The following is a 19,309-nucleotide window of genomic DNA, read 5'->3' on the forward strand; positions in this document are numbered from 1 at the left end:
GCCAGGGCAACTGATGATCGTTCGATTTGATTCCGTTTCCGCCGCGCCTCGCGCGAGGCGCGCCGAAGGGCGGCGAGTAATGCGCGCCGTTGTGGCGGCCACGAGTTTGGTGTTCTGTAGCCTTGCCGCGGCACAAGGTGGCGCTGGTGGTACGAGCGGTGCCGCTGCTGCCGCTGGCGCGAGCGGTGCGCAGGCCGCTGCGGCGAGCGCGCCGGTGAGCATCATCGGGCACTACACCGTGCGTCCCGGCCAGTCGCTGCATGACGTCGCTGTTGACGTGACGCAATCGCACGACAAGGCGACGCTCGCACGAATGAGCCAGGCGCTGTTCGACGCGAATCCCGATGCGTTCATGAAGCACGACCCCAGCCGCATGCGCGTGGGCGCGGCGCTGGGCGTGCCCGCTACGCCGGACGTTTCGAGCGCGGCGGCCGGCATGACTGCGGCTTCGGGGGCGGTTGCCGCCGCTTCCACGGCCACTGCGCCTGCCGCACCCGCAGCCGCCGCATCGGCATCGACGCCGGTTTCCGCTGCGGCTCCCGTCAGCGCGCCCGCCGCCGCTTCGAGCGCGGCTGCCCAGGCCGTATCGGCGGCTTCGACGGCGGCCGCTGTGGCATCTGTCGCAGCGGCTGGCGCGAGCGCGCCCAGCGCCGCGAGCGCGGCACAGGCTGCTGTCGCGGGTGCATCGACGGTCGCGGCAAGCGGCCCCGAAGCGGCCGTGCAATCGGCTTCCGGCGCATCGGCGGCAACGGCTGGCGCGAGCGCCCCGACGGCGGCCGCTTCGGCCAGCGACTCCCACGTGTGGAGCGGCGCGATCCAGACGGCGCCCGCTGCGAGTGGCGCGACGGCGACCGCTCCCGCGCAGGGCGCGACGACTGCGCCCGCGCCCGTGTCGGTTTCCAGCCTCCAGCAGCTCCTCGCGCTCAAGAACCGCGTGCTCATGGCGTTGCAGCAGCACGGCATCGGCAAATCGGCGCAACCGGCACAGCAGGCCCAATCGGCGGCCGGCGCAAATGGTGCCTCCGCAGGCGCGCCCGCCGCGCAAGGCGGCGCACCTGTGCAATCAGGCGCGGGTCACGCGGGCGCAACCGGCGGGCAAGTTGAACTCACGCCGGTTTCGATCGGCGTGGTGGCGGCAGTTGTCGTGGTGCTGCTCGCGTTGCTCGTGCGTTTGCTCACGCGCAAGCGCCGCAAGCCCGCAGAGCAGGCTCCCGCCGAAGCAACGCCGGAGCCGACACCCGTTGCACCGGTTATTCCCGCCGTACCTGTAACGCCCGCTGTGTCCGTAACGCCCGCAACGCCGGCCGCCCCTGTGGCTGCCGCGGCGGTTGCTGCCGCCGCTGCGTTGCCGGAGGTCTCGCCGGCATTACGCGAACCGATTGCCCGCGCCGAAGCGCAACCGGGCGTGAGCGAAGCCGCGTCCGAAAAAGACGCAGTGACGATCACGCGGGTCCCCACGCCGGTCGTCACTTCCGAGCCGCTGGAGCGCGACGAGACACCCGATCACGCCACCGATTCGGCGAGCCTCGCCGCTGCTGACGCGTTGCCGCCCACGCTGTCCGAGCCGCTGCAACCGGCGGCCCCGCAGGAAGCGCAAGAGCCGCAAGAGCTGCAAGAGCCGCCGTTCGCGCAGGAACATCACGCATCGCACGACGAACTCCCGCGCGGCGTAGAACCGGGCGAGCCGCAGACGCTTGCCGACGCAACCGATGCGGCAAGCCTCGCCGCCGCTGCGGAACTGGGCGCATCGGCGCTGCCTCCCGAGAGCCTCACCACGCCGCGCTCGGCCGAAGACGCGGAGGTGCTTGCGCGCACGCTGGAAGAACCTGCCCACGTCGCGGCACCCGCCACGCCCGATCTGGCGCTGGATTTCGGCGGCGATGCGGCGCGAGAGGAACACGAGACGCACGAGGCGCACGAGGCGCACGAGGCGCACGAGGCGCACGAGGCGCACGAGGTGCACGAGGTGCACGAGGCGCACGAGGCGCACGAGGTCCACGAGGCGCCCACCCTCCATGCGCAGCAAGAAACCGAAGCATTGCAGCGCCCGTCGGCGTTGCCGAACGAACCTGAAATACCGGCAGTCCCCGCAGAAGACATGAATTACGCCGAAGTACCGACCGAATTTCCGAAAGATGCCGTTCATGCGCTGGGCGACATTGACATGGCGCTGCCGCCGCGCGTCGTCGAGCCTGGGGAGCCGGTCGTGCCGGCGGCCCCGCTCTCGACCGAGCCCGTGGCCACGCCCGAAGCGTCGGCGCGATTCTCCTCGCCTTTCTACGAGCCGCCTGAGCCGCTGGCGGGCGAGGCCATCCAGGCGGGCACGGCGGGCGTGGGCGCGCTCGCGGGTCTCGCTGCACCGCGCTTCGGCGCGCTCACGCTCGACTTCGACCTGAATCTGCCGCCCGATTCGGCCGAGCCGCTGCCGGTCTTCACGCCCGAGCAACTCGCGCGCATTGCGCGCAACAAGCTCGATCTCGCGCACGAGTACATCGCGCTTGGCGACGTGGCCGGCGCGCGCTCGCTCATCAACGAAGTGATCGAGTCGAACGACCACGCCACGCGCGGCGACGCGCAGGCGCTGCTGTCGACGCTCGCACCGCTTTCCTGACGCCGAACACGAGCCGTATGCGTATCGCGCTAGGAATCCAGTACGACGGCGCCGCGTTCTGCGGCTGGCAATCGCAGCCGCACGGCAAGACGGTGCAGGACGCGCTCGAGCGCGCGCTGCGCGAGTTCGCCACCGTGCCGCTGTCCACGATCGTCGCGGGTCGCACCGACACGGGCGTGCACGGCCTCGGCCAGGTCGTGCACTTCGACACCGACCTCGACCGCACGGAGTTTTCGTGGGTGCGCGGCACCAACGCGTTCCTGCCTTCCACCGTGGCCGTGCAGTGGGCCAAGGTCATGCCCGAGGCGTTCCATGCACGCTTCGCGGCGTTCGAGCGCACCTACTATTACGTGCTCTATGTGAACCCGGTGCGCTCGCCCATGCTGGCGGGGCGCGCAGGCTGGATCCACACGCCGCTCGATGTCGAGGCGATGCGCAAAGCCGCCGCGCATCTGATCGGCGAGCATGATTTTTCGGCGTTCCGCTCGTCGGAGTGCCAGGCGAAGACGCCGGTGAAGCACCTGTACCAGATCGATATCCGGCCGCAGGGCGATTTCATTCACTTTCGCTTTCGCGCCAACGCGTTCCTGCATCACATGGTGCGCAACCTGATGGGCTGCCTCGTGGCCGTGGGCCGCGGGCGTTATCCCGAAGCCTGGATGGCCGAGGTGCTGGCCGGGCGCAACCGCACCGTAGCCGCGCCGACCTTCATGCCCGACGGCCTCTACCTCGCCCAGGTAGGTTATCCTGACGAGTTCGCGGTGCCCGCCGCGCATACGGCAAGCGTGCCGTGGAGCGCGATCTGGAGCGACGCGCCGCAAGACCAGGCTTGACGCCCGGCGCGGGCACACCGAACCGAATCACCGAATCACCGCGACACACACCGCACTTCGAACCATGACGCCAGCCGAGCAACCCGCCAACGCCGCCGCGCACCGCACGCGCATCAAGCTGTGCGGACTTTCGACGCCCGACGCGCTCGCGCACGCCATCGACCTCGGCGCCGACGCTGTCGGACTCGTGTTCTATCCGCCCAGTTCGCGTTCGGTGAGCGTGGCGCAGGCCGTGGAACTCACGCACGATATTCCGCCGTTCGTCTCGGTGGTAGGTCTCTTCGTGAACGCCACGCCGCAGTGGATGAGCGAGGTGGCGAGCAATGTCTCGCTCACCATGCTCCAGTTCCACGGCGACGAAACGCCCGAGCAGTGCGAATCGCTTGCCTCCGTTGCCGGTTTGCCCTGGTTGCGCGCGCTGCGAGTGGCGGCCGATACTCGGCAAGCCGATTTGATAGAATCGGCTAATCGTTATTCATCAGCCAGCGGCCTGCTGTTCGACACCCATGTCGAAGGCTACGGCGGCGGCGGAAAGGTCTTCGATTGGTCACTTATTCCCGCAGGGCTCGCGCGTCGGGCCGTTTTGAGTGGTGGCTTGAACGCGCAAAACGTCGGTGATGCGATTCGCCAGGTGCGTCCGTTCGCTGTCGATGTCTCCAGTGGCATCGAAGTGCCGGGCGCAAAGGGCGTGAAGGATCACGCCCGCATGGCGGCGTTCGTGCGCGCGGTGCGCGAAGCGGACGCGGGATAATTCCGGGGCGCATGCCCCTTTGGCCGGCACGGCCCACGCAATGTGGACCTTCCCAAGTCCGGTCGAGCGAGTGACTTATGTACAATTTGCCAGATGAACGTGGCCATTTCGGCCCCTATGGCGGCGTATTCGCTGCTGAAACCCTCATGCAGGCGATCGACGAGCTGCGCGACGCCTACGCGAAATACAAGGACGATCCCGACTTCCGCGCCGAATATGAGCGCGAGTTGAAGCATTTTGTCGGCCGTCCGTCGCCGATTTATCACGCACAGCGCTGGAGCGAGCTGCTGGGCGGCGCGCAGATCTACCTCAAGCGCGAAGACCTGAATCACACCGGCGCGCACAAGGTGAACAACGTGATCGGCCAGGCCTTGCTCGCCAAGCGCATGGGCAAGCCGCGCGTAATCGCCGAAACCGGCGCAGGCCAGCACGGCGTGGCCACCGCGACCATCGCGGCGCGCTTCGGCATGGAGTGCGTGGTCTACATGGGCGCCGAGGACGTGCGCCGCCAGGCCGCCAACGTCTACCGCATGAAGCTGCTGGGCGCGACCGTGGTGCCGGTCGAGTCGGGCTCGCGCACGCTCAAGGACGCGCTCAACGAAGCCATGCGCGACTGGGTCACCAACGTCGAAAACACCTTCTACATCATCGGCACCGTGGCGGGCCCGCACCCGTACCCGATGATGGTGCGCGACTTCCAGCGCGTGATCGGCGACGAATGCCGCGTGCAGATGCCCGAGATGACGGGCCGTCAACCCGACTCCGTGATCGCGTGCGTGGGCGGCGGTTCGAACGCGATGGGCATCTTTTATCCGTACATCGACGACACTTCGGTGCAGTTGATCGGCGTCGAACCGGCCGGCGACGGCATGGACACGGGCCGTCACGCCGCCTCGCTCGCGGCCGGCACGGTTGGCGTGCTGCACGGCAACCGGACGTACCTGCTGCAAGACGAAAACGGCCAGATCATCGAGACGCATTCGGTTTCGGCCGGTCTCGACTATCCGGGCGTCGGTCCCGAGCACGCGTGGCTCAAGGACAGCGGCCGCGCGCAGTACGTGACGATCGACGACGAGGAAGCGCTCAAGGGCTTCCACGACTGCTGCCGCATCGAAGGCATCATTCCCGCGCTCGAATCGAGCCACGCGCTCGCGTATGCCGCGAAGCTCGCGCCGACATTGCCGAAGGAGAAGATCCTGCTGGTGAACCTGTCGGGCCGCGGCGACAAGGACATGCATACGGTCGCCGAGCGATCGGGCATCCAGTTCTGAGCGCCCGGAGCAACGTAAGCGATGCGTGACGAGTTCGACGAGCCGCAGATGCCGGCGCCCGTGGGCGAGGCGGATGCCGGGGTGAACGCAGAAGCGGCTGCGCTGGAAGCCGCCGAGGCGGTCGCCCACGCAGCCGTGCTGCCCACGGTGCCGGAGTCCATCCGGCTCCTGAACCGCGATTTTCTGACTGATGCCGCCAATTTGCCCGACGCCTCGATCGACCTGATCGTCGCCGACCCGCCTTATGGGCTCGGCAAGGACTACGGCAACGACTCCGACATGCGTTCGGGCGAGGACTTCCTCGCCTGGACGTATCAATGGCTCGACCTGGCGATACCGAAGCTCAAGCCCACGGGCTCGCTCTACGTGTTCTGCACGTGGCAGTACGCGCCCGAGATCTTCGTCTATCTCAAGTCGAAACTCACGATGATCAACGAGATCGTCTGGGATCGTCGCGTGCCCAGCATGGGCGGCACGACGCGCCGTTTCACCTCGGTGCACGACAACATCGGTTTCTTCGCGGTGTCGAAGGACTATTACTTCGATCTCGATCCCGTCCGTATCCCGTACGATGCCGTCACGAAGAAGGCGCGTTCGCGCAAGTTGTTCGAAGGCAGCAAGTGGCTGGAGCTCGGCTACAACCCCAAGGACGTCTGGTCCGTCTCGCGGCTGCACCGTCAGCACGCCGAGCGCGTGGATCATCCCACCCAGAAGCCTCTGGAAATCGTCGAGCGCATGGTGCTCGCGAGCTGCCCGCCGGGCGGCCGCGTGCTGGACCCGTTCATGGGCAGCGGCACCACGGCAGTCGCCTGCGCGCGTCAGAAGCGCGAATTCGTCGGCTATGAAATTAACGAAAGTTACTGCGCGATCGCGCGCGAACGCGTGAGCGCGGCGGCCATGGCGACTCCCGCCGCCGCCGTTGACGCGAGCGCCGCATCGTCCGTCGCGGCCGGCGCCTGATGCGCCGCCGCCGGACCCACGCGCAGTCACGACTGAAAAGCTGAGGACCCTGAAATGTCCCGTATCAAGACCACCTTCGAGGCGCTCGCCGCCCAAGGCAAGAAAGGCCTGATCCCGTTCATGACGGCAGGCGACCCCGATCCCGCGCGCACCGTCGAATTCATGCACGCGCTCGCCGCCGGCGGCGCCGATGTCATCGAGCTCGGCGTGCCGTTCTCGGACCCGATGGCCGACGGCCCCGTGATCCAGCAGTCGTCCGAGCGCGCGCTCGAGAAGGGCGTGACGCTCAAGAGCGTGCTCGCCGACGTGCTGCGTTTTCGCGAGACCGACGGCAAGACGCCCGTCGTGCTGATGGGCTACGCAAACCCCATCGAGCGCATGGGCGCCGACGCGTTCGCGCAAGCCGCGAAGGCGGCGGGCGTGGACGGCGTGCTGGTGGTGGACTACCCGCCCGAGGAGTCGGTCGAATTCGCCGCGAAGATGAAGGCCGCCGACATCGATCCGATCTTCCTGCTCGCGCCTACCTCCACGGACGCGCGCATCGCCGAAGTGGCGCGCGCCGCGAGCGGCTACGTCTACTATGTATCGCTCAAGGGCGTGACCGGTGCGGCGAATCTGGACGTCGCGAGCATCGCGAGTAAAATCCCGGCGATCAAGAAGCATGTCTCGCTGCCCGTGGGCGTCGGCTTCGGCATTCGCGACGCGCAAACGGCCACCGCCGTCGCCCAGGTTTCCGACGCTGTGGTGATCGGCAGCCGCATCGTGCAGTTGCTCGAACAGGCGCCCCCGGAAACGGCGGCGGACACGCTCACGCAGTTCATCACGGGCATTCGCACGGCGCTTGACGAAGTCGCGGCGAGCTGACGCAGTTGGCTGGTCTGGTTGGCTAGTTTTGCGACTGCTGTAAAATCCACTTTTCGCCATGCGCGGTCGGGGTCGGAACCCGGTCGGAATGACCGATCGGGTGCATAGATCGATCCGCCGCGCCCGCGCATCACGAAGGTCAAGGAAGGAATATCAATGAGCTGGCTCGACAAACTGCTGCCGCCCAAGATCAAGCAAACCGATCCGAAAAGCCGCAAGAGCATTCCGGAAGGGTTGTGGATCAAGTGCCCGTCGTGCGAAGCGGTGCTGTACCGCAACGACGTAGAGGCGAATCTGCACGTCTGCCCGAAGTGCGATCACCACATGCGCATTGGTGCGCGCGAACGTCTGGACGGCCTGCTCGACCCGGAAGGCCGCTATGAGATCGGCCAGGAAATCATTCCGGTCGACGCGCTCAAGTTCAAGGACAGCCGCAAGTACCCGGACCGCCTGAAAGAGGCGATGGAAGAAACCGGCGAAACCGACGCCATGGTGGTGATGGGCGGCGCGATCCGCACGCTGCCCGTGGTGGTGGCCTGCTTCGAGTTCTCGTTCATGGGCGGCTCGATGGGCTCGGTGGTGGGCGAGCGCTTCGCGCGCGGCGCGCAGAACGCGCTGGAGCAGCAAGTGCCGTTCATCTGCTTCACGGCTTCGGGCGGCGCGCGTATGCAGGAAAGCCTGCTTTCGCTCATGCAGATGGCCAAGACCACGGCCATGCTCACCAAGCTGGCCGAGGCCAAGCTGCCGTTCATCTCCGTGCTGACCGATCCGACCATGGGCGGCGTGTCGGCGAGCTTCGCGTTCCTTGGCGACGTGGTGATCGCCGAGCCGAAGGCGTTGATCGGCTTCGCGGGCCCGCGCGTGATCGAGCAGACCGTGCGCGAAAAGCTGCCGGAAGGCTTCCAGCGCGCCGAATTCCTGCTGCAAAAGGGCGCGATCGACATGATTCTCGACCGCCGCAAGCTGCGCGACGAAATCGCGCAAATGCTGGCCCTGCTGCAACGCCAGCCCGCCGACGCGGTGGCCTGAGGCCGCCGGTCCGAAGCGCTTCGCGGCCCTGTGTGACCGCGCTGCGCATCGTTTTACCCAACGCGCCGCGAGCGAAAGCAAGCGGCGCGTTGTCATTTCCGCGATAATGCCGTTCTTTTGAAGCGAAGCGGATCATTCGCGTGAACCCGTCGCCCCTTGCGGGCGTCTCACGCGCAGCACCTGGCGAACTATCCCGATGAGTACCTTTCCCACCCTCGACGCGTGGCTCACGCATCTCGAAACCGCGCATCCGGTCGGCATCGACATGGGTCTCGACCGTATCCGCCAGGTGAAGGAGGCGCTGGACCTCCAGTTCGCGTGCCCGATCTTCACGGTCGGCGGCACGAACGGGAAGGGCTCGACCTGCGCGATCCTCGAAACGATCCTGCTCAAGGCCGGCTATCACGTGGGCTGCCACACCTCGCCGCACCTGCTCGCGTTCAACGAGCGCGCGCGCATTGACGGCGAGCAGGCGAGCGACGCCGAGCTGCTCCAGCACTTCGAGGCCGTGGAAGCCGCGCGCAATTCGCTCGCCAAGCCCGTTTCGCTCACGTATTTCGAGTTCACGACGCTCGCGATCATGCATCTGTTCGCTTCGCGCGGGCTCGACGCGGTGATCTTCGAAGTGGGCCTTGGCGGGCGTCTGGACGCCGTGAACGTGCTCGACACCGACTGCGCGATCATCACGAGCATCGACCTCGACCATACGGAATATCTCGGCAACACGCGCGAGAAGATCGGCTTCGAAAAGGCCGGCATCTTCCGCGCGGGCAAGCCCGCCATTTGCGCCGACCCGATGGCGCCGCAGTCGCTCATCGACCATGCGGAAGCGATCGGCGCGGAACTGTGGCTGTTCGGCCGCGAATTCCGCTATGAAGGCCAGCCGGGCAGCGAGCGCCAGCAATGGAGCTACGTGGGCCCCACGATGCGGCGTTCGGCGCTCGCTTATCCGGCGCTGCGCGGCGCGAACCAGCTCATCAACACCTCGGCCGCGCTCGCGGGCCTGGAGGCGCTGCGCGACCGCCTGCCGGTTTCCGCGCAGGACATTCGCCTGGGTCTCGCCAACGTCGAACTGCCGGGCCGCTTCCAGGTGCTGCCGGGCAAACCCGCGATCATTCTCGATGTCGGCCACAACCCGCACGCGTCGGCCGTGCTGGCGCAAAACCTCGGCAGCATGGGCTATTTCCCGTACACCTACGCGGTGTTCGGCGCGATGCGCGACAAGGACATCGCGGGCGTGATCGAGCATCTGAAGGGCGAAGTGGACCACTGGTGCGTGACCGACCTGCCGCTGCCGCGCGCGGCCACGGCCGGTCAGCTCGAAGAGGCGCTGCGCGAAGCGGGCGTGACGGACGGCCCCGACAGCAGTGTGACGCACCATGAAAGCCCGGCCGCTGCTTTTCAAGATGCGCTAAAACGGGCTACTGAAAATGATAGAATTCTTGTTTTCGGAAGTTTCCTGACGGTTGCCGGGGTCATGGCCTGGCGAAAGTCACAGCAGCACTGACCGCCCGGCACCCGCACGCCGCCCACGCAAGACAGGCCAGGTAGGCCAACAGCAAGCCATACATGGGAATTTTCTCGTTCGGCAAGAAAGATGAAGCTGACGCGCCCCGCCGGCGCGGCGCCGAGGCCGGCTCCAGCCGCCGGAGCAATCAGAGCACGCGCGTGGAGCGGCGCAGCCGCCGGCCGGACCGGTCCGGCGACGCCGAGGCGATGCTGCTCGACCCCACGCTCCCCGAAAAGCAACGCGCTCGCCGCCGTCTTGTCGGCGCGATCGCGCTGGTGCTCGCGGCCATCGTGATCCTGCCGATGGTGCTCGACTCGCACCCGAAGCCGGTCACCGACGACATCGCCATCGACATCCCCAGCCGCCCGGCCGACAAGGCCGCCGCGCGCCAGCACGACGCCGAAGACACGCAAGCCGGTGTTGCGCCCGACAATCCGGCCGCCGAGGCCACGCCTGGCGCATCGGGTCTCGCGGCCGCCTCGGGCGCCGCGACCACGCAGAACGCCCAAAGCTCGGATAAAGCGCCGGCCACGTCCGCGAAAAAGCCCGCGCAAGCCGCCGCCGCTGCGGCCCAACCCACGCAAAACGCCCAGACGCCAACCCCCGCGCATGCCGCGAAGCCGTCGGCTTCGGCCAGCACGGCCGTCGCTTCGCGCGGCAAGTCGCAGGAGAGCGCGGCTGCCGACAGCGACAGCGCAGACAGCGCGAACACCGCCGCCGCGCCGGCCGCGCCGCCGGGCGCGCGTTTCGCGGTGCAGCTCGGTGCGTTTTCGAACGGCACGACGGCAAACAATTGGGTCACGAAGTTGAAAGCTGCGGGTGTACCCGCATATACCGAACAGCGTAAGGAAGCCGACGGCACCACGCGCACGCTGCTGCGCGCGGGGCCGTTCCCGGACCGTGCCTCGGCCACGGCGGCGATCGCCAAGGTGCGCGGCGCGGGTCTGATGGCGGGCACGAACGGCGGCGCGGAATAACCCGCGCATGTTGACCGCATTCGACTACGCTGTAATGGCGGTGATCGGCCTGTCGGCGCTGCGCGGCGCATGGCGGGGCTTCATCGGCGAGATTTTTGGATTGATTGGCTGGATCGCGGCGTTGCTCGTGGCCTGCCGCTACGTGGACCGCGTGGTGCCCTGGATTCCGGCGAACTGGCCGGGCGGGGCGCTCACCCAGTGGCTGATCGCCTTTGCGCTGATCGTCATTGCCGTGGTGCTCGTGGCCGGCGTGGGCAACGCACTGATCGGCCGTCTGGTGCAGGTGAGCGGATTGTCCGGCGTGGACCGTTCGCTCGGGATGATGTTCGGCCTCGTGCGAGGCGTCGTGCTGGTGCTGATCCTCGTCGTCCTCGGCGGGCTGACCGAGCTGCCCCAGCAGGACTTCTGGCGCCATGCGCTGCTGCGGCCCTATGCCGTGCAGGGCGTGCTCGAACTGAAACCGCTGTTGCCCGCGGCGCTCGCGACCTACGTTCACGTCTGATCAGAAACTGATTGTCGCGACGAGGGCTTGAGTTTCCCGGCACCACTGCCCATTTGCGGAGCTCGACCGGTGTTGATCGACCGAGACCACCCGACCGGCCCGCTACCGATTTCGCTTTTTTGAAGGACCTGCCATGTGCGGCATCGTAGGCGTAGTTTCCCGCTCTCCCGTCAACCAGCTCCTCTATGACGCGCTGCTGCTGCTCCAGCACCGCGGTCAGGACGCGGCCGGCATTGCCACCGCGAACGGCAGCACGTTCCACATGCACAAGGCCAACGGCATGGTGCGCGACGTGTTCCGCACGCGCAACATGCGAAGCCTGCCCGGCACCAGCGGCATCGGCCAGGTGCGCTATCCGACGGCCGGCTCGGCGTCGAGCGAAGAAGAGGCCCAGCCGTTCTACGTGAACGCGCCGTTCGGCATCGTGCTCGCTCACAACGGTAATCTCACCAACTGGCAACAGTTGAAGGAAGAGATGTTCCGTGTGGACCGCCGCCACGTGAACACCAACTCCGACACCGAAGTGCTGCTCAACGTGCTCGCGCACGAAGTGCAGCTCGCCACCTCGGGCCTCGAACTCGATCCGGCGACGCTCTTCAAGGCGGTTTCGGGCGTGCACCGCCGTCTGCGCGGCTCGTACGCCATCGTCTCGCTGATCGCCGGCCACGGCCTGCTCGCGTTCCGCGACCCGTTCGGCATTCGCCCGCTGTGCATCGGCAAGATGGAAACGCCGGAAGGCACCGAGTGGATGCTCGCATCGGAATCGGTGGCGCTCGAAGGCATCGGCTTCGAGTTCGTGCGCGACGTGCGTCCGGGCGAAGCGGTGTTCATCGACTTCGACGGCAACTTCCACTCGCAGCAGTGCGCCACGGCGCCGACGCTCAACCCCTGCATCTTCGAACTCGTGTATCTCGCGCGTCCGGACTCGGTGCTCGACGGCGTGCCCGTGTACAACGCGCGTCTGCGCATGGGCGACTATCTCGCCGAGAAGATCAAGCGCGAGCTGCCCGACGTGAAGATCGACGTGGTCATGCCGATTCCCGATTCGTCGCGCCCTGCGGCCATGCAGGTCGCGAACAAGCTCGGCGTGGAATACCGCGAAGGCTTTTTCAAGAACCGCTACGTTGGCCGCACCTTCATCATGCCCGGCCAGGCCATGCGCAAGAAGTCGGTGCGCCAGAAGCTCAATGCCATGGGCATCGAGTTCAAGGGCAAGAACGTGCTGATCATCGACGACTCGATCGTGCGCGGCACCACCTCGCAGGAAATCGTGCAGATGGCGCGCGACGCGGGCGCGACCAAGGTGATCTTCGCTTCGGCGGCGCCGCCCGTGAAGTACCCGAACGTCTACGGCATCGACATGCCCACGCGCGGCGAGCTCGTGGCACACGGCCGCACGGATGAGGAAGTGGCGCGCATCATCGGCGCGGATTACCTCGTGTATCAGGACGTGGAGTCGCTCAAGAAGGCCGTGCGTGACATCAACCCGGAACTGGGCGACTTCGAAGCTTCGTGCTTCGACGGCGACTACATCACCGGCGACATCACGAGCACCTACCTCGACAACATCGAGGCAGCCCGCCTCGCACCGCAATCGCAGTCGGATCGCGATGCGGCGAGCGACGCGCAGGACGGCGGCGCCCGCTCGCAGCTGCACCTGCAACTGTCGGTGGAGTGATCCCCTCCGGCCAACGCGAGCGCGACGCTCGCGTTCTGGCCGATCCCGAAAGCCCGCTTTCTGCCAGCGCAAAAGCGGGCTTTTTTGCGCCTGCTGGGGCAGGATTGAAGCATGATGGTTCAGGACACGGAGAACACCAACATGGACGACACCTTCAACTTCGACACGCTGGCGGTGCGCTCGGGCACGCTGCGCAGCCAGTTCAACGAGCATTCGGAAGCCCTCTATCTCACGTCGAGCTTCTGCTTCAACAGCGCCGCCGAAGCCGCAGAACGCTTCGCGAACTCCGAAACCGGCTATACGTACGCGCGTTTCACCAATCCCACCGTCACCATGTTCCAGGATCGCCTCGCCGCGCTCGAAGGCGGTGAAGCCTGCATGGCCACGGCGTCGGGCATGGCCGCGATCATGTCGGTGGTGATGGCGGCGTTGCAGCAGGGCGACCACATCGTCAGTTCGCGCAGTCTGTTCGGCTCCACGCTCGGCATGTTCTCGCAGATTTTCCCGCGCTTCGGCATCACGACGACTTTCGTCGATCCGCACGATCTCGATGCGTGGCAGCAGGCCGTGCGCCCTGAAACGAAGCTGTTTTTCCTCGAAACGCCGTCGAACCCGCTCACTGAAATCGCCGATATCGAAGCGGTCAGCAAGATCGCCAAAGCAGCGGGCGCGCTGTTCGTCGTCGACAACTGTTTTTGCAGCCCGGCGCTGCAACAGCCGCTCAAATTCGGCGCGGACGTGGTGATGCATTCGGCCACCAAGTTCCTGGACGGCCAGGGCCGCGTGCTGGGCGGCGCGCTGGTCGGCTCGAAGTCGTTCATCATGGAGAAGGTGTTCCCGTTCGTGCGCAGCGCGGGCCCGACGCTCTCCGCGTTCAACGCGTGGGTGCTGCTCAAGGGCATGGAAACGCTGTCGCTGCGCGTCGAAAAGCAGTCGGACAATGCGCTCGACATCGCGCGCTGGCTCGAAACGCATCCGGCCGTGAAGCGCGTCTTTTATCCGGGCCTCGAATCGCATCCGCAGCATGCGCTGGCGATGCGTCAGCAGAAGAAGGGCGGTGCGATCGTTTCGTTCGAAGTGAAGGGCGAGGCGCCCGAGCAGCAGCGCGCCAACGCCTGGCGCGTGATCGACGGCACGAAGATTTGCTCGATCACGGGCAATCTGGGCGACACGCGCACGACCATCACGCATCCGGCCACGACCACGCATGGCCGCGTCACGCCCGAGGCGCGCGCGGCCGCCGGCATTACCGAAGGGCTGATTCGCCTCGCCGTCGGCCTCGAAAACGCGCAGGACGTGCGCAGCGATCTCGCTCGCGGGCTCGATGCGGGGCAGTGAGCGGCGCGAAGCAACGGTTGTATGATCGAGGGCCGGGCGCGCGGCCCGATTCTTTTTCTCTTCAGCGTGAGTGTGTCATGGCTATCGTTCGTGCCTTGTATGTCTATCCCGTGAAGTCGTGCGGCGCGATTGCGCTCGATCGTGCTCAACTCGACGTGAAGGGCCTCGCGTGGGATCGCCACTGGATGGTGGCGGACGAGACCGGCCGCTTCGTGTCGCAGCGCGAATACGCGGCGATGGCGCGCATCGTGCCCGCGTTCGTCGAAGACGGCGTGCGCCTCACGATGGAGGGCATGAGCGAGGCGCTGCATCTGCCGTTCGCGCCGCGCGGCGGCGAGGCGCGTGTGCGGGCCACCGTCTGGAGCGATAGCTTCGAGGCGCTGGACGAGGGCGATCACGCCGCGCAGTGGTTCACCAACGCGCTGGGCGTGCCGGTGCGCCTTCTGCGGTTCGCGCAGGACGTCACGCGCCTTGCGAGCAAGAAGTGGACGAACGACGAAGACGCGCCCACGCAATTCGCCGACGGCTTTCCAGTTCTCGTGACGAGCGAGGCGTCGCTCGCGGAACTCAACGAGCGCCTCGCGGCAAAAGGCGCGCCGCCCGTGCCGATGACGCGCTTTCGTCCGAACATCGTCGTGGGCGACGTGGGCGAGGCGTTCGAGGAAGATTTCATCGACACGCTCGCCATCGAATCCGCAACGGGCGGCGAGGCGATCGTGCTGCGTTTCGTGAAGCCTTGCGCGCGCTGCCCGATCACGACGATCGACCAGACGTCGGGCGAGCGCGACCCGCAATGGCCCACCGAACCGCTCGACACGCTTCAGGTCTTTCGCGCCGATCCGCGTGTGGACGGCGGACTCACGTTCGGCCAGAACGCGATGGTCGTGACGGGCGCGGGCGAGCGCCTCGCGGTGGGCGCGCACGCGCAGTGGGAATATCGCTTCGAGTAAAGCGTGCCTGGGCGCTCAGCGAGTGAGGCGCGAGCGCTCAGTGCGACGGCAGCGCCCGCCACTGGCCGGGCGCGAGCCCGAAGCGGCGCGTGAACGCATGCGTGAAGGCGCTCTGGTCGCCGAAACCCACTTCGAGCGCGATGTCGGTGAGCGAGGCGCGCGGGTCGGCGAGCAGCGTGAGCGCAGTGTCGAGCCGCAGCCGCTGGAGATAGCGATGCGGTGTTTCGCCGAACGCTTCGATAAACAACTGATGAAAGCGCCGCATGCCGAAGCCGCAATGCGCGGCCAGATCGGCGATGCGCAGTGGTTCCGCGAGATGCGCGCGCAGCCAGCGGTCGATGCGCGCGAAGTCGAGGCCGGCGGCCTCCGTGAATCCGCTGCCGGCGGCAATGCCGGTTTGCGCGATCACCGCCGCGCAGAGCCGCGCGGAGGCGTCCCAGTGGAAGCGTCGCGCGCGCGGGTCGGCGCGGTCGTGGGGCGGCGCGGCCACGGCCGCGCGCTGGGCGATCTGGCGCACGAGTTGCGTGAGCGCGGGATCGACGCGCACGGCGCGCGCGCTGTCGAACAGCCGCTCAGGCACCGCGAGCGCCGCGGCGGGCAAGTCGAGCACGAGCTGGCGGTTATCGCCGATGCCCATGTAGTCGTGCCGCGCCCCGGCCGGAATGAGCCACGCGGAACAGCAGTCGATGCGCTTGCCCAGGCCGTTCACCGTCATCTCCATGGCACCGTCGAGACCGAGCACGATCTGGTGAAAATCGTGCAGATCGGTTTCCTCGATCGCGCCGTAGCGGCGCAATTCGACGCCGGGCGAGGTGACGGGCGTGTGGTGATGCGGATTCATGACGGCCTGGTGCGGTTCGCGATGGCAAAAAAGGCGAGCGCGCCTAAGTCTTACACTTCGAGCAGTTCGACTTCGAACACGAGCGTGGCGTTCGGCGGAATCACGCCGCCCGCGCCGCGCACACCGTAGCCGAGTTGCGGCGGGATCGTGAGCTTGCGCACGCCGCCCACCTTCATGCCCTGCACGCCTTCGTCCCAGCCCTTGATGACCATGCCGCCGCCCAGCACGAAGGCGAACGGGTCGTTGCGGTCCTTGCTCGAATCGAACTTCTGGCCGTCCGTTAGCCAGCCGGTGTAGTGCACGCTGACGGTCTGGCCGGCTTTGGCTTCGGCGCCGGTGCCTTCGGTCAGGTCTTCGTACTTGAGGCCGGATTCGGTGGTCACGATAGACATGGAAAAACTCCTGATTCAGATGGAATGAACACGCTATTGTAGGCCGTTTGCAGGGCCAGGCGCGCAGCGCGCCGTTGCGGTCCGCACGCGAGCCGGCCAGGCACGCGGGATGCTCGCTATCCGCTGCCTATAATGGGCACCACTTCGATGGGGACCACTTCGCTCGGCGAGGGCCTGTTCACGCTAATAACAGGCTTGCGCTGGCCGCCAGAAGGGCCGAGCGCAAGGATTGCGACGAAGCGAATACTCGACGTATTCGTGAGGAGCATGACGCAGCGATCGGCCCTTCTGGCGGCCAGCCCGTTGGATGAAATTATTAGTTTGGGGAACGTGCCTTGCCGGTCGCATTGCGGCGTCGCGCGTCGCTTGTTTGGCTCGGCCAAACGGCGCGCCGTGCTCCTTGCACTGCGACCGGCAAGGCACGTTCGCAAGCCTGTTATTAGCGTGAACAGGCCCTAGAGGCGAAAAACGAGGAATCTGATGGCGTCGACTCCGCAAAACCGTACCGAACGCACGGCGCGCCTGTGCGCCGAAGTTGCGCTCTTCATGCGCGACCACGTGCTCTCGCGCGTGTCGCACGATCTGCGCAGCCCGCTCAATGCCATCCATAGCTGGGCGTATGTGCTCGAACGCAAGATCGACAACGCCGACGCCGCCGCGCAGCGCGCGCTGGGCGGCATTCGCACGGGCGTCGAGCAGCAGGTCAAGCTGCTCGAAACACTCGTTGACACCACGCGCGCGCAAACGCGCAAGCTGCACATCGAGCGCGAGCCGTTCGCACCGGCGGCGCTGCTTGCCGATGCCGTCGACGACGTGCGCGTCTCGCTCGGCGACGCACGGGGCGTGAGCTTCGAGGTGCAGGACCCCACGGGCGCGGCGATGCTCGACGGCGACCGCGAGCGCATCGGCCAGGCGCTGTGGCTGATGCTGGCGTTCGCGGTGGAAACGAGCGCGCCGGGCGCGAGCATCGCGTTTGCGGCGAACGTGACGGTCACGGCGGCGCAGTTCGAGGTGAAATGGCGCGCGACGCCCCGGGCGCTCACCGATGAAACGCTCGCGCACGTGCTCGAACCGTTCGCGCGCACGCAGGCGAGCGAGCCGCAGGAGGCGGGGCGCCACGCATGGGTGCTGGCGCTGTGCCAGCGCGTGGCCGAGGCGCATGGTGGCCGTTTCGAAGCGCCCGCGCTGCCCGGCGAAGGCGAGGATGCGGTACTGGTCCTGAACGTGCCGCTGAGCGGCGTATGAGTCTGCCGCCGGCGCCGCGGGGCCCGCGCACGCGCATATCGGTTGCACGGACCCCGGGCGGCCGCAGCGGCGCTTGCGGCCGCCCAAGTCTTTCACGCGTCTTGCACCCCTTATACTGAGCGCTTCGTTCCTCGGAGCCTTCAGTCTTGATCCAGCTTCTCGCCCTGCTCGGGGCGTTTCTGCTCGTTGCCCTCAACGGTTTCTTCGTCGCGGCCGAGTTCGGTCTCGTCAAGCTGCGCACCACGCGCGTGCAGAGCCTCGCGGAGCAGCACGGCGTGCGTGGCCGCCTGCTCGCGAAGGTCCACGGCCAGCTCGACGCCTACCTTTCCGCCTGCCAGCTCGGTATTACGCTCGCCTCGCTCGGCCTTGGCTGGATCGGCGAACCCGCCTTCGCGCAGTTGCTCGCGCCGGTATTCGAAATCGTGGGCGTGCAGTCGGCGGCGCTCGTGCACGGCATTTCGCTCGTGTTCGCGTTCACCGTGATCTCGTTCCTGCACATCGTGGTGGGCGAGCTTGCGCCGAAGTCGCTCGCCATCCGCGAGGCCGAGAAGATTTCGCTGTGGGCGGCCACGCCGCTCTATGCCTTCTACTGGGCGATGTATCCGGCGATCTGGGTGCTCAATTCGAGCGCGAGCGCGGTGCTGCGCATTGCGGGCCTTTCGTCGGAGCACGGCCACGACACGCACTATTCGACCGACGAGCTCAAGCTGATCCTGCGCACCCGCCGCGCCGCCGCCAAGGCGGAGGCCGAGGCGCACGACCCGCAGCACGGCGCCCGCGCGGCCCTGCCGCCCCCCGCGCTGGCCGCGAGCGCCTACAACGCCGACGAGTGGAACACGCTGGCCCATTCGCTCGACTTCTCGCGCCTCACCATTTCCGACCTGATGCGGCCCACGCATGAAATGGTGGGCCTGCGCCGCGACGTTTCGCTGCGCGAGAACATGCAGATCGTGAAGCGCCACCGCTTCAGCCGCTACCCGCTGTTCGAAGACGGTTCGGGCGAGCGCGTGGCGGGCCTCATCCATCTGAAGGATCTGCTGCTCGCGCGCGAGTCGGGCCATGCGCTCGACGATCTCGGCAAGTTCGTGCGTCCCGTGCAGTACGTGCGCCCCGATACGCCCGCGCTCGCGCTGTTCCGGCGCTTTCGCAAGGGCGCCCCGCATTTCGCGCTGGTGGGTCACAAGGGCGCGCGGCCGATCGGCTTTCTCACGCTCGACAATCTGCTCGGCGCGCTCGTGGGCCAGATTCACGACGAGTTTCACCAGGCCGACACCGACTGGACCCGCATGGACGACGGCACGCTCATGGGGCGCGGCAGCCTGCCCGTGGTGTCGCTGGAGCAGGCGCTCGGCATCGATATCGACGAAGGGCGCGCGGAGTCGGTGGGCGGCCTCGTGATTCACGCGCTCAACGACTTGCCCACCGAGGGCCAGCGCGTGTCGTTCGACCGCTTCGATATCGTGGTGAAGAAGATGAAGGGGCCGCGTATCGTGCTCGTGCGTATTTATCCCAAGGATCTCGAAGACGAAGGCGGCTGAGCGCGCGGCTTACCCTTCG

General features: G+C 67.0%; 17 protein-coding genes. 15 read left to right on the forward strand and 2 right to left on the reverse strand.

All coding sequences use genetic code 11. The features are described 5' to 3' along the window. Window positions 1-79 precede the first annotated feature (79 nt). The 13 genes from C7402_RS47360 to C7402_RS04085 all read left to right on the forward strand — a co-directional run bounded on the left by C7402_RS47360 (window position 80) and on the right by C7402_RS04085 (window position 15,274). Window positions 80-2,611, forward strand: a complete 2,532-nt coding sequence (locus C7402_RS47360; protein ID WP_208948886.1) for a FimV/HubP family polar landmark protein — start codon at window positions 80-82, stop codon at window positions 2,609-2,611. 17 nt (window positions 2,612-2,628) lie between these two features. Beyond that, entirely contained in the window at window positions 2,629-3,444 is an 816-nt protein-coding gene (gene truA, locus C7402_RS04030) for a tRNA pseudouridine(38-40) synthase TruA (protein ID WP_116609695.1), read from the forward strand. 64 nt (window positions 3,445-3,508) lie between these two features. Further along, on the forward strand, window positions 3,509-4,195 hold the full coding sequence (locus C7402_RS04035; protein WP_112169740.1) for a phosphoribosylanthranilate isomerase: 687 nt from the start codon (window positions 3,509-3,511) through the stop codon (window positions 4,193-4,195). 77 nt (window positions 4,196-4,272) lie between these two features. Continuing rightward, window positions 4,273-5,466: a tryptophan synthase subunit beta gene (trpB, locus tag C7402_RS04040; RefSeq protein WP_112169739.1), complete on the forward strand. Its 1,194-nt coding sequence runs from the start codon at window positions 4,273-4,275 to the stop codon at window positions 5,464-5,466. Between the two features lie 21 nt (window positions 5,467-5,487). Next, on the forward strand, window positions 5,488-6,426 hold the full coding sequence (locus C7402_RS04045; protein ID WP_116609696.1) for a DNA-methyltransferase: 939 nt from the start codon (window positions 5,488-5,490) through the stop codon (window positions 6,424-6,426). A 54-nt stretch (window positions 6,427-6,480) separates the two neighbouring features. Next, window positions 6,481-7,290, forward strand: coding sequence for a tryptophan synthase subunit alpha (gene trpA / locus C7402_RS04050; RefSeq protein WP_116609697.1), 810 nt, complete (start codon window positions 6,481-6,483; stop codon window positions 7,288-7,290). A 156-nt stretch (window positions 7,291-7,446) separates the two neighbouring features. Further along, window positions 7,447-8,319, forward strand: a complete 873-nt coding sequence (gene accD, locus C7402_RS04055; protein WP_112169736.1) for an acetyl-CoA carboxylase, carboxyltransferase subunit beta — start codon at window positions 7,447-7,449, stop codon at window positions 8,317-8,319. A gap of 196 nt (window positions 8,320-8,515) precedes the next feature. After that, on the forward strand, window positions 8,516-9,826 hold the full coding sequence (gene folC / locus C7402_RS04060; RefSeq protein WP_116609698.1) for a bifunctional tetrahydrofolate synthase/dihydrofolate synthase: 1,311 nt from the start codon (window positions 8,516-8,518) through the stop codon (window positions 9,824-9,826). Window positions 9,827-9,888: 62 nt separating this feature from the next. Then, complete coding sequence (locus C7402_RS04065) at window positions 9,889-10,806, forward strand: SPOR domain-containing protein (RefSeq protein ID WP_116609699.1); 918 nt, start codon at window positions 9,889-9,891, stop codon at window positions 10,804-10,806. 7 nt (window positions 10,807-10,813) lie between these two features. Beyond that, on the forward strand, window positions 10,814-11,308 hold the full coding sequence (locus tag C7402_RS04070; protein WP_116609700.1) for a CvpA family protein: 495 nt from the start codon (window positions 10,814-10,816) through the stop codon (window positions 11,306-11,308). A gap of 133 nt (window positions 11,309-11,441) precedes the next feature. Next, on the forward strand, window positions 11,442-12,986 hold the full coding sequence (gene purF, locus C7402_RS04075; RefSeq protein ID WP_112169732.1) for an amidophosphoribosyltransferase: 1,545 nt from the start codon (window positions 11,442-11,444) through the stop codon (window positions 12,984-12,986). A gap of 141 nt (window positions 12,987-13,127) precedes the next feature. Next, the gene (locus C7402_RS04080; RefSeq protein WP_116610062.1) at window positions 13,128-14,324 is read left to right on the forward strand and encodes an O-succinylhomoserine sulfhydrylase; all 1,197 of its coding nucleotides are present in this window, start codon (window positions 13,128-13,130) and stop codon (window positions 14,322-14,324) included. Window positions 14,325-14,401: 77 nt separating this feature from the next. Next, window positions 14,402-15,274 (forward strand): MOSC domain-containing protein, encoded by an 873-nt coding sequence (locus tag C7402_RS04085; protein WP_116609701.1) that lies wholly within the window; start codon window positions 14,402-14,404, stop codon window positions 15,272-15,274. 37 nt (window positions 15,275-15,311) lie between these two features. Here C7402_RS04085 and C7402_RS04090 read toward each other — a convergent pair whose 3' ends face one another. Both C7402_RS04090 and C7402_RS04095 read right to left on the reverse strand, forming a co-directional pair. Further along, complete coding sequence (locus C7402_RS04090) at window positions 15,312-16,115, reverse strand: AraC family transcriptional regulator (protein ID WP_116609702.1); 804 nt, start codon at window positions 16,113-16,115, stop codon at window positions 15,312-15,314. A gap of 50 nt (window positions 16,116-16,165) precedes the next feature. Beyond that, entirely contained in the window at window positions 16,166-16,507 is a 342-nt protein-coding gene (locus C7402_RS04095) for an FKBP-type peptidyl-prolyl cis-trans isomerase (protein ID WP_116609703.1), read from the reverse strand. A 480-nt stretch (window positions 16,508-16,987) separates the two neighbouring features. Between C7402_RS04095 and C7402_RS04100 the strand changes: the two genes are divergently transcribed. Both C7402_RS04100 and C7402_RS04105 read left to right on the forward strand, forming a co-directional pair. After that, window positions 16,988-17,752, forward strand: coding sequence for a sensor histidine kinase (locus C7402_RS04100; protein ID WP_116609704.1), 765 nt, complete (start codon window positions 16,988-16,990; stop codon window positions 17,750-17,752). Window positions 17,753-17,898: 146 nt separating this feature from the next. Further along, window positions 17,899-19,290 (forward strand): hemolysin family protein, encoded by a 1,392-nt coding sequence (locus C7402_RS04105; RefSeq protein ID WP_112169728.1) that lies wholly within the window; start codon window positions 17,899-17,901, stop codon window positions 19,288-19,290. Window positions 19,291-19,309: the final 19 nt, after the last annotated feature.

It is taken from the genome of Paraburkholderia unamae, assembly GCF_003096875.1.
Lineage (GTDB): Bacteria > Pseudomonadota > Gammaproteobacteria > Burkholderiales > Burkholderiaceae > Paraburkholderia > Paraburkholderia unamae.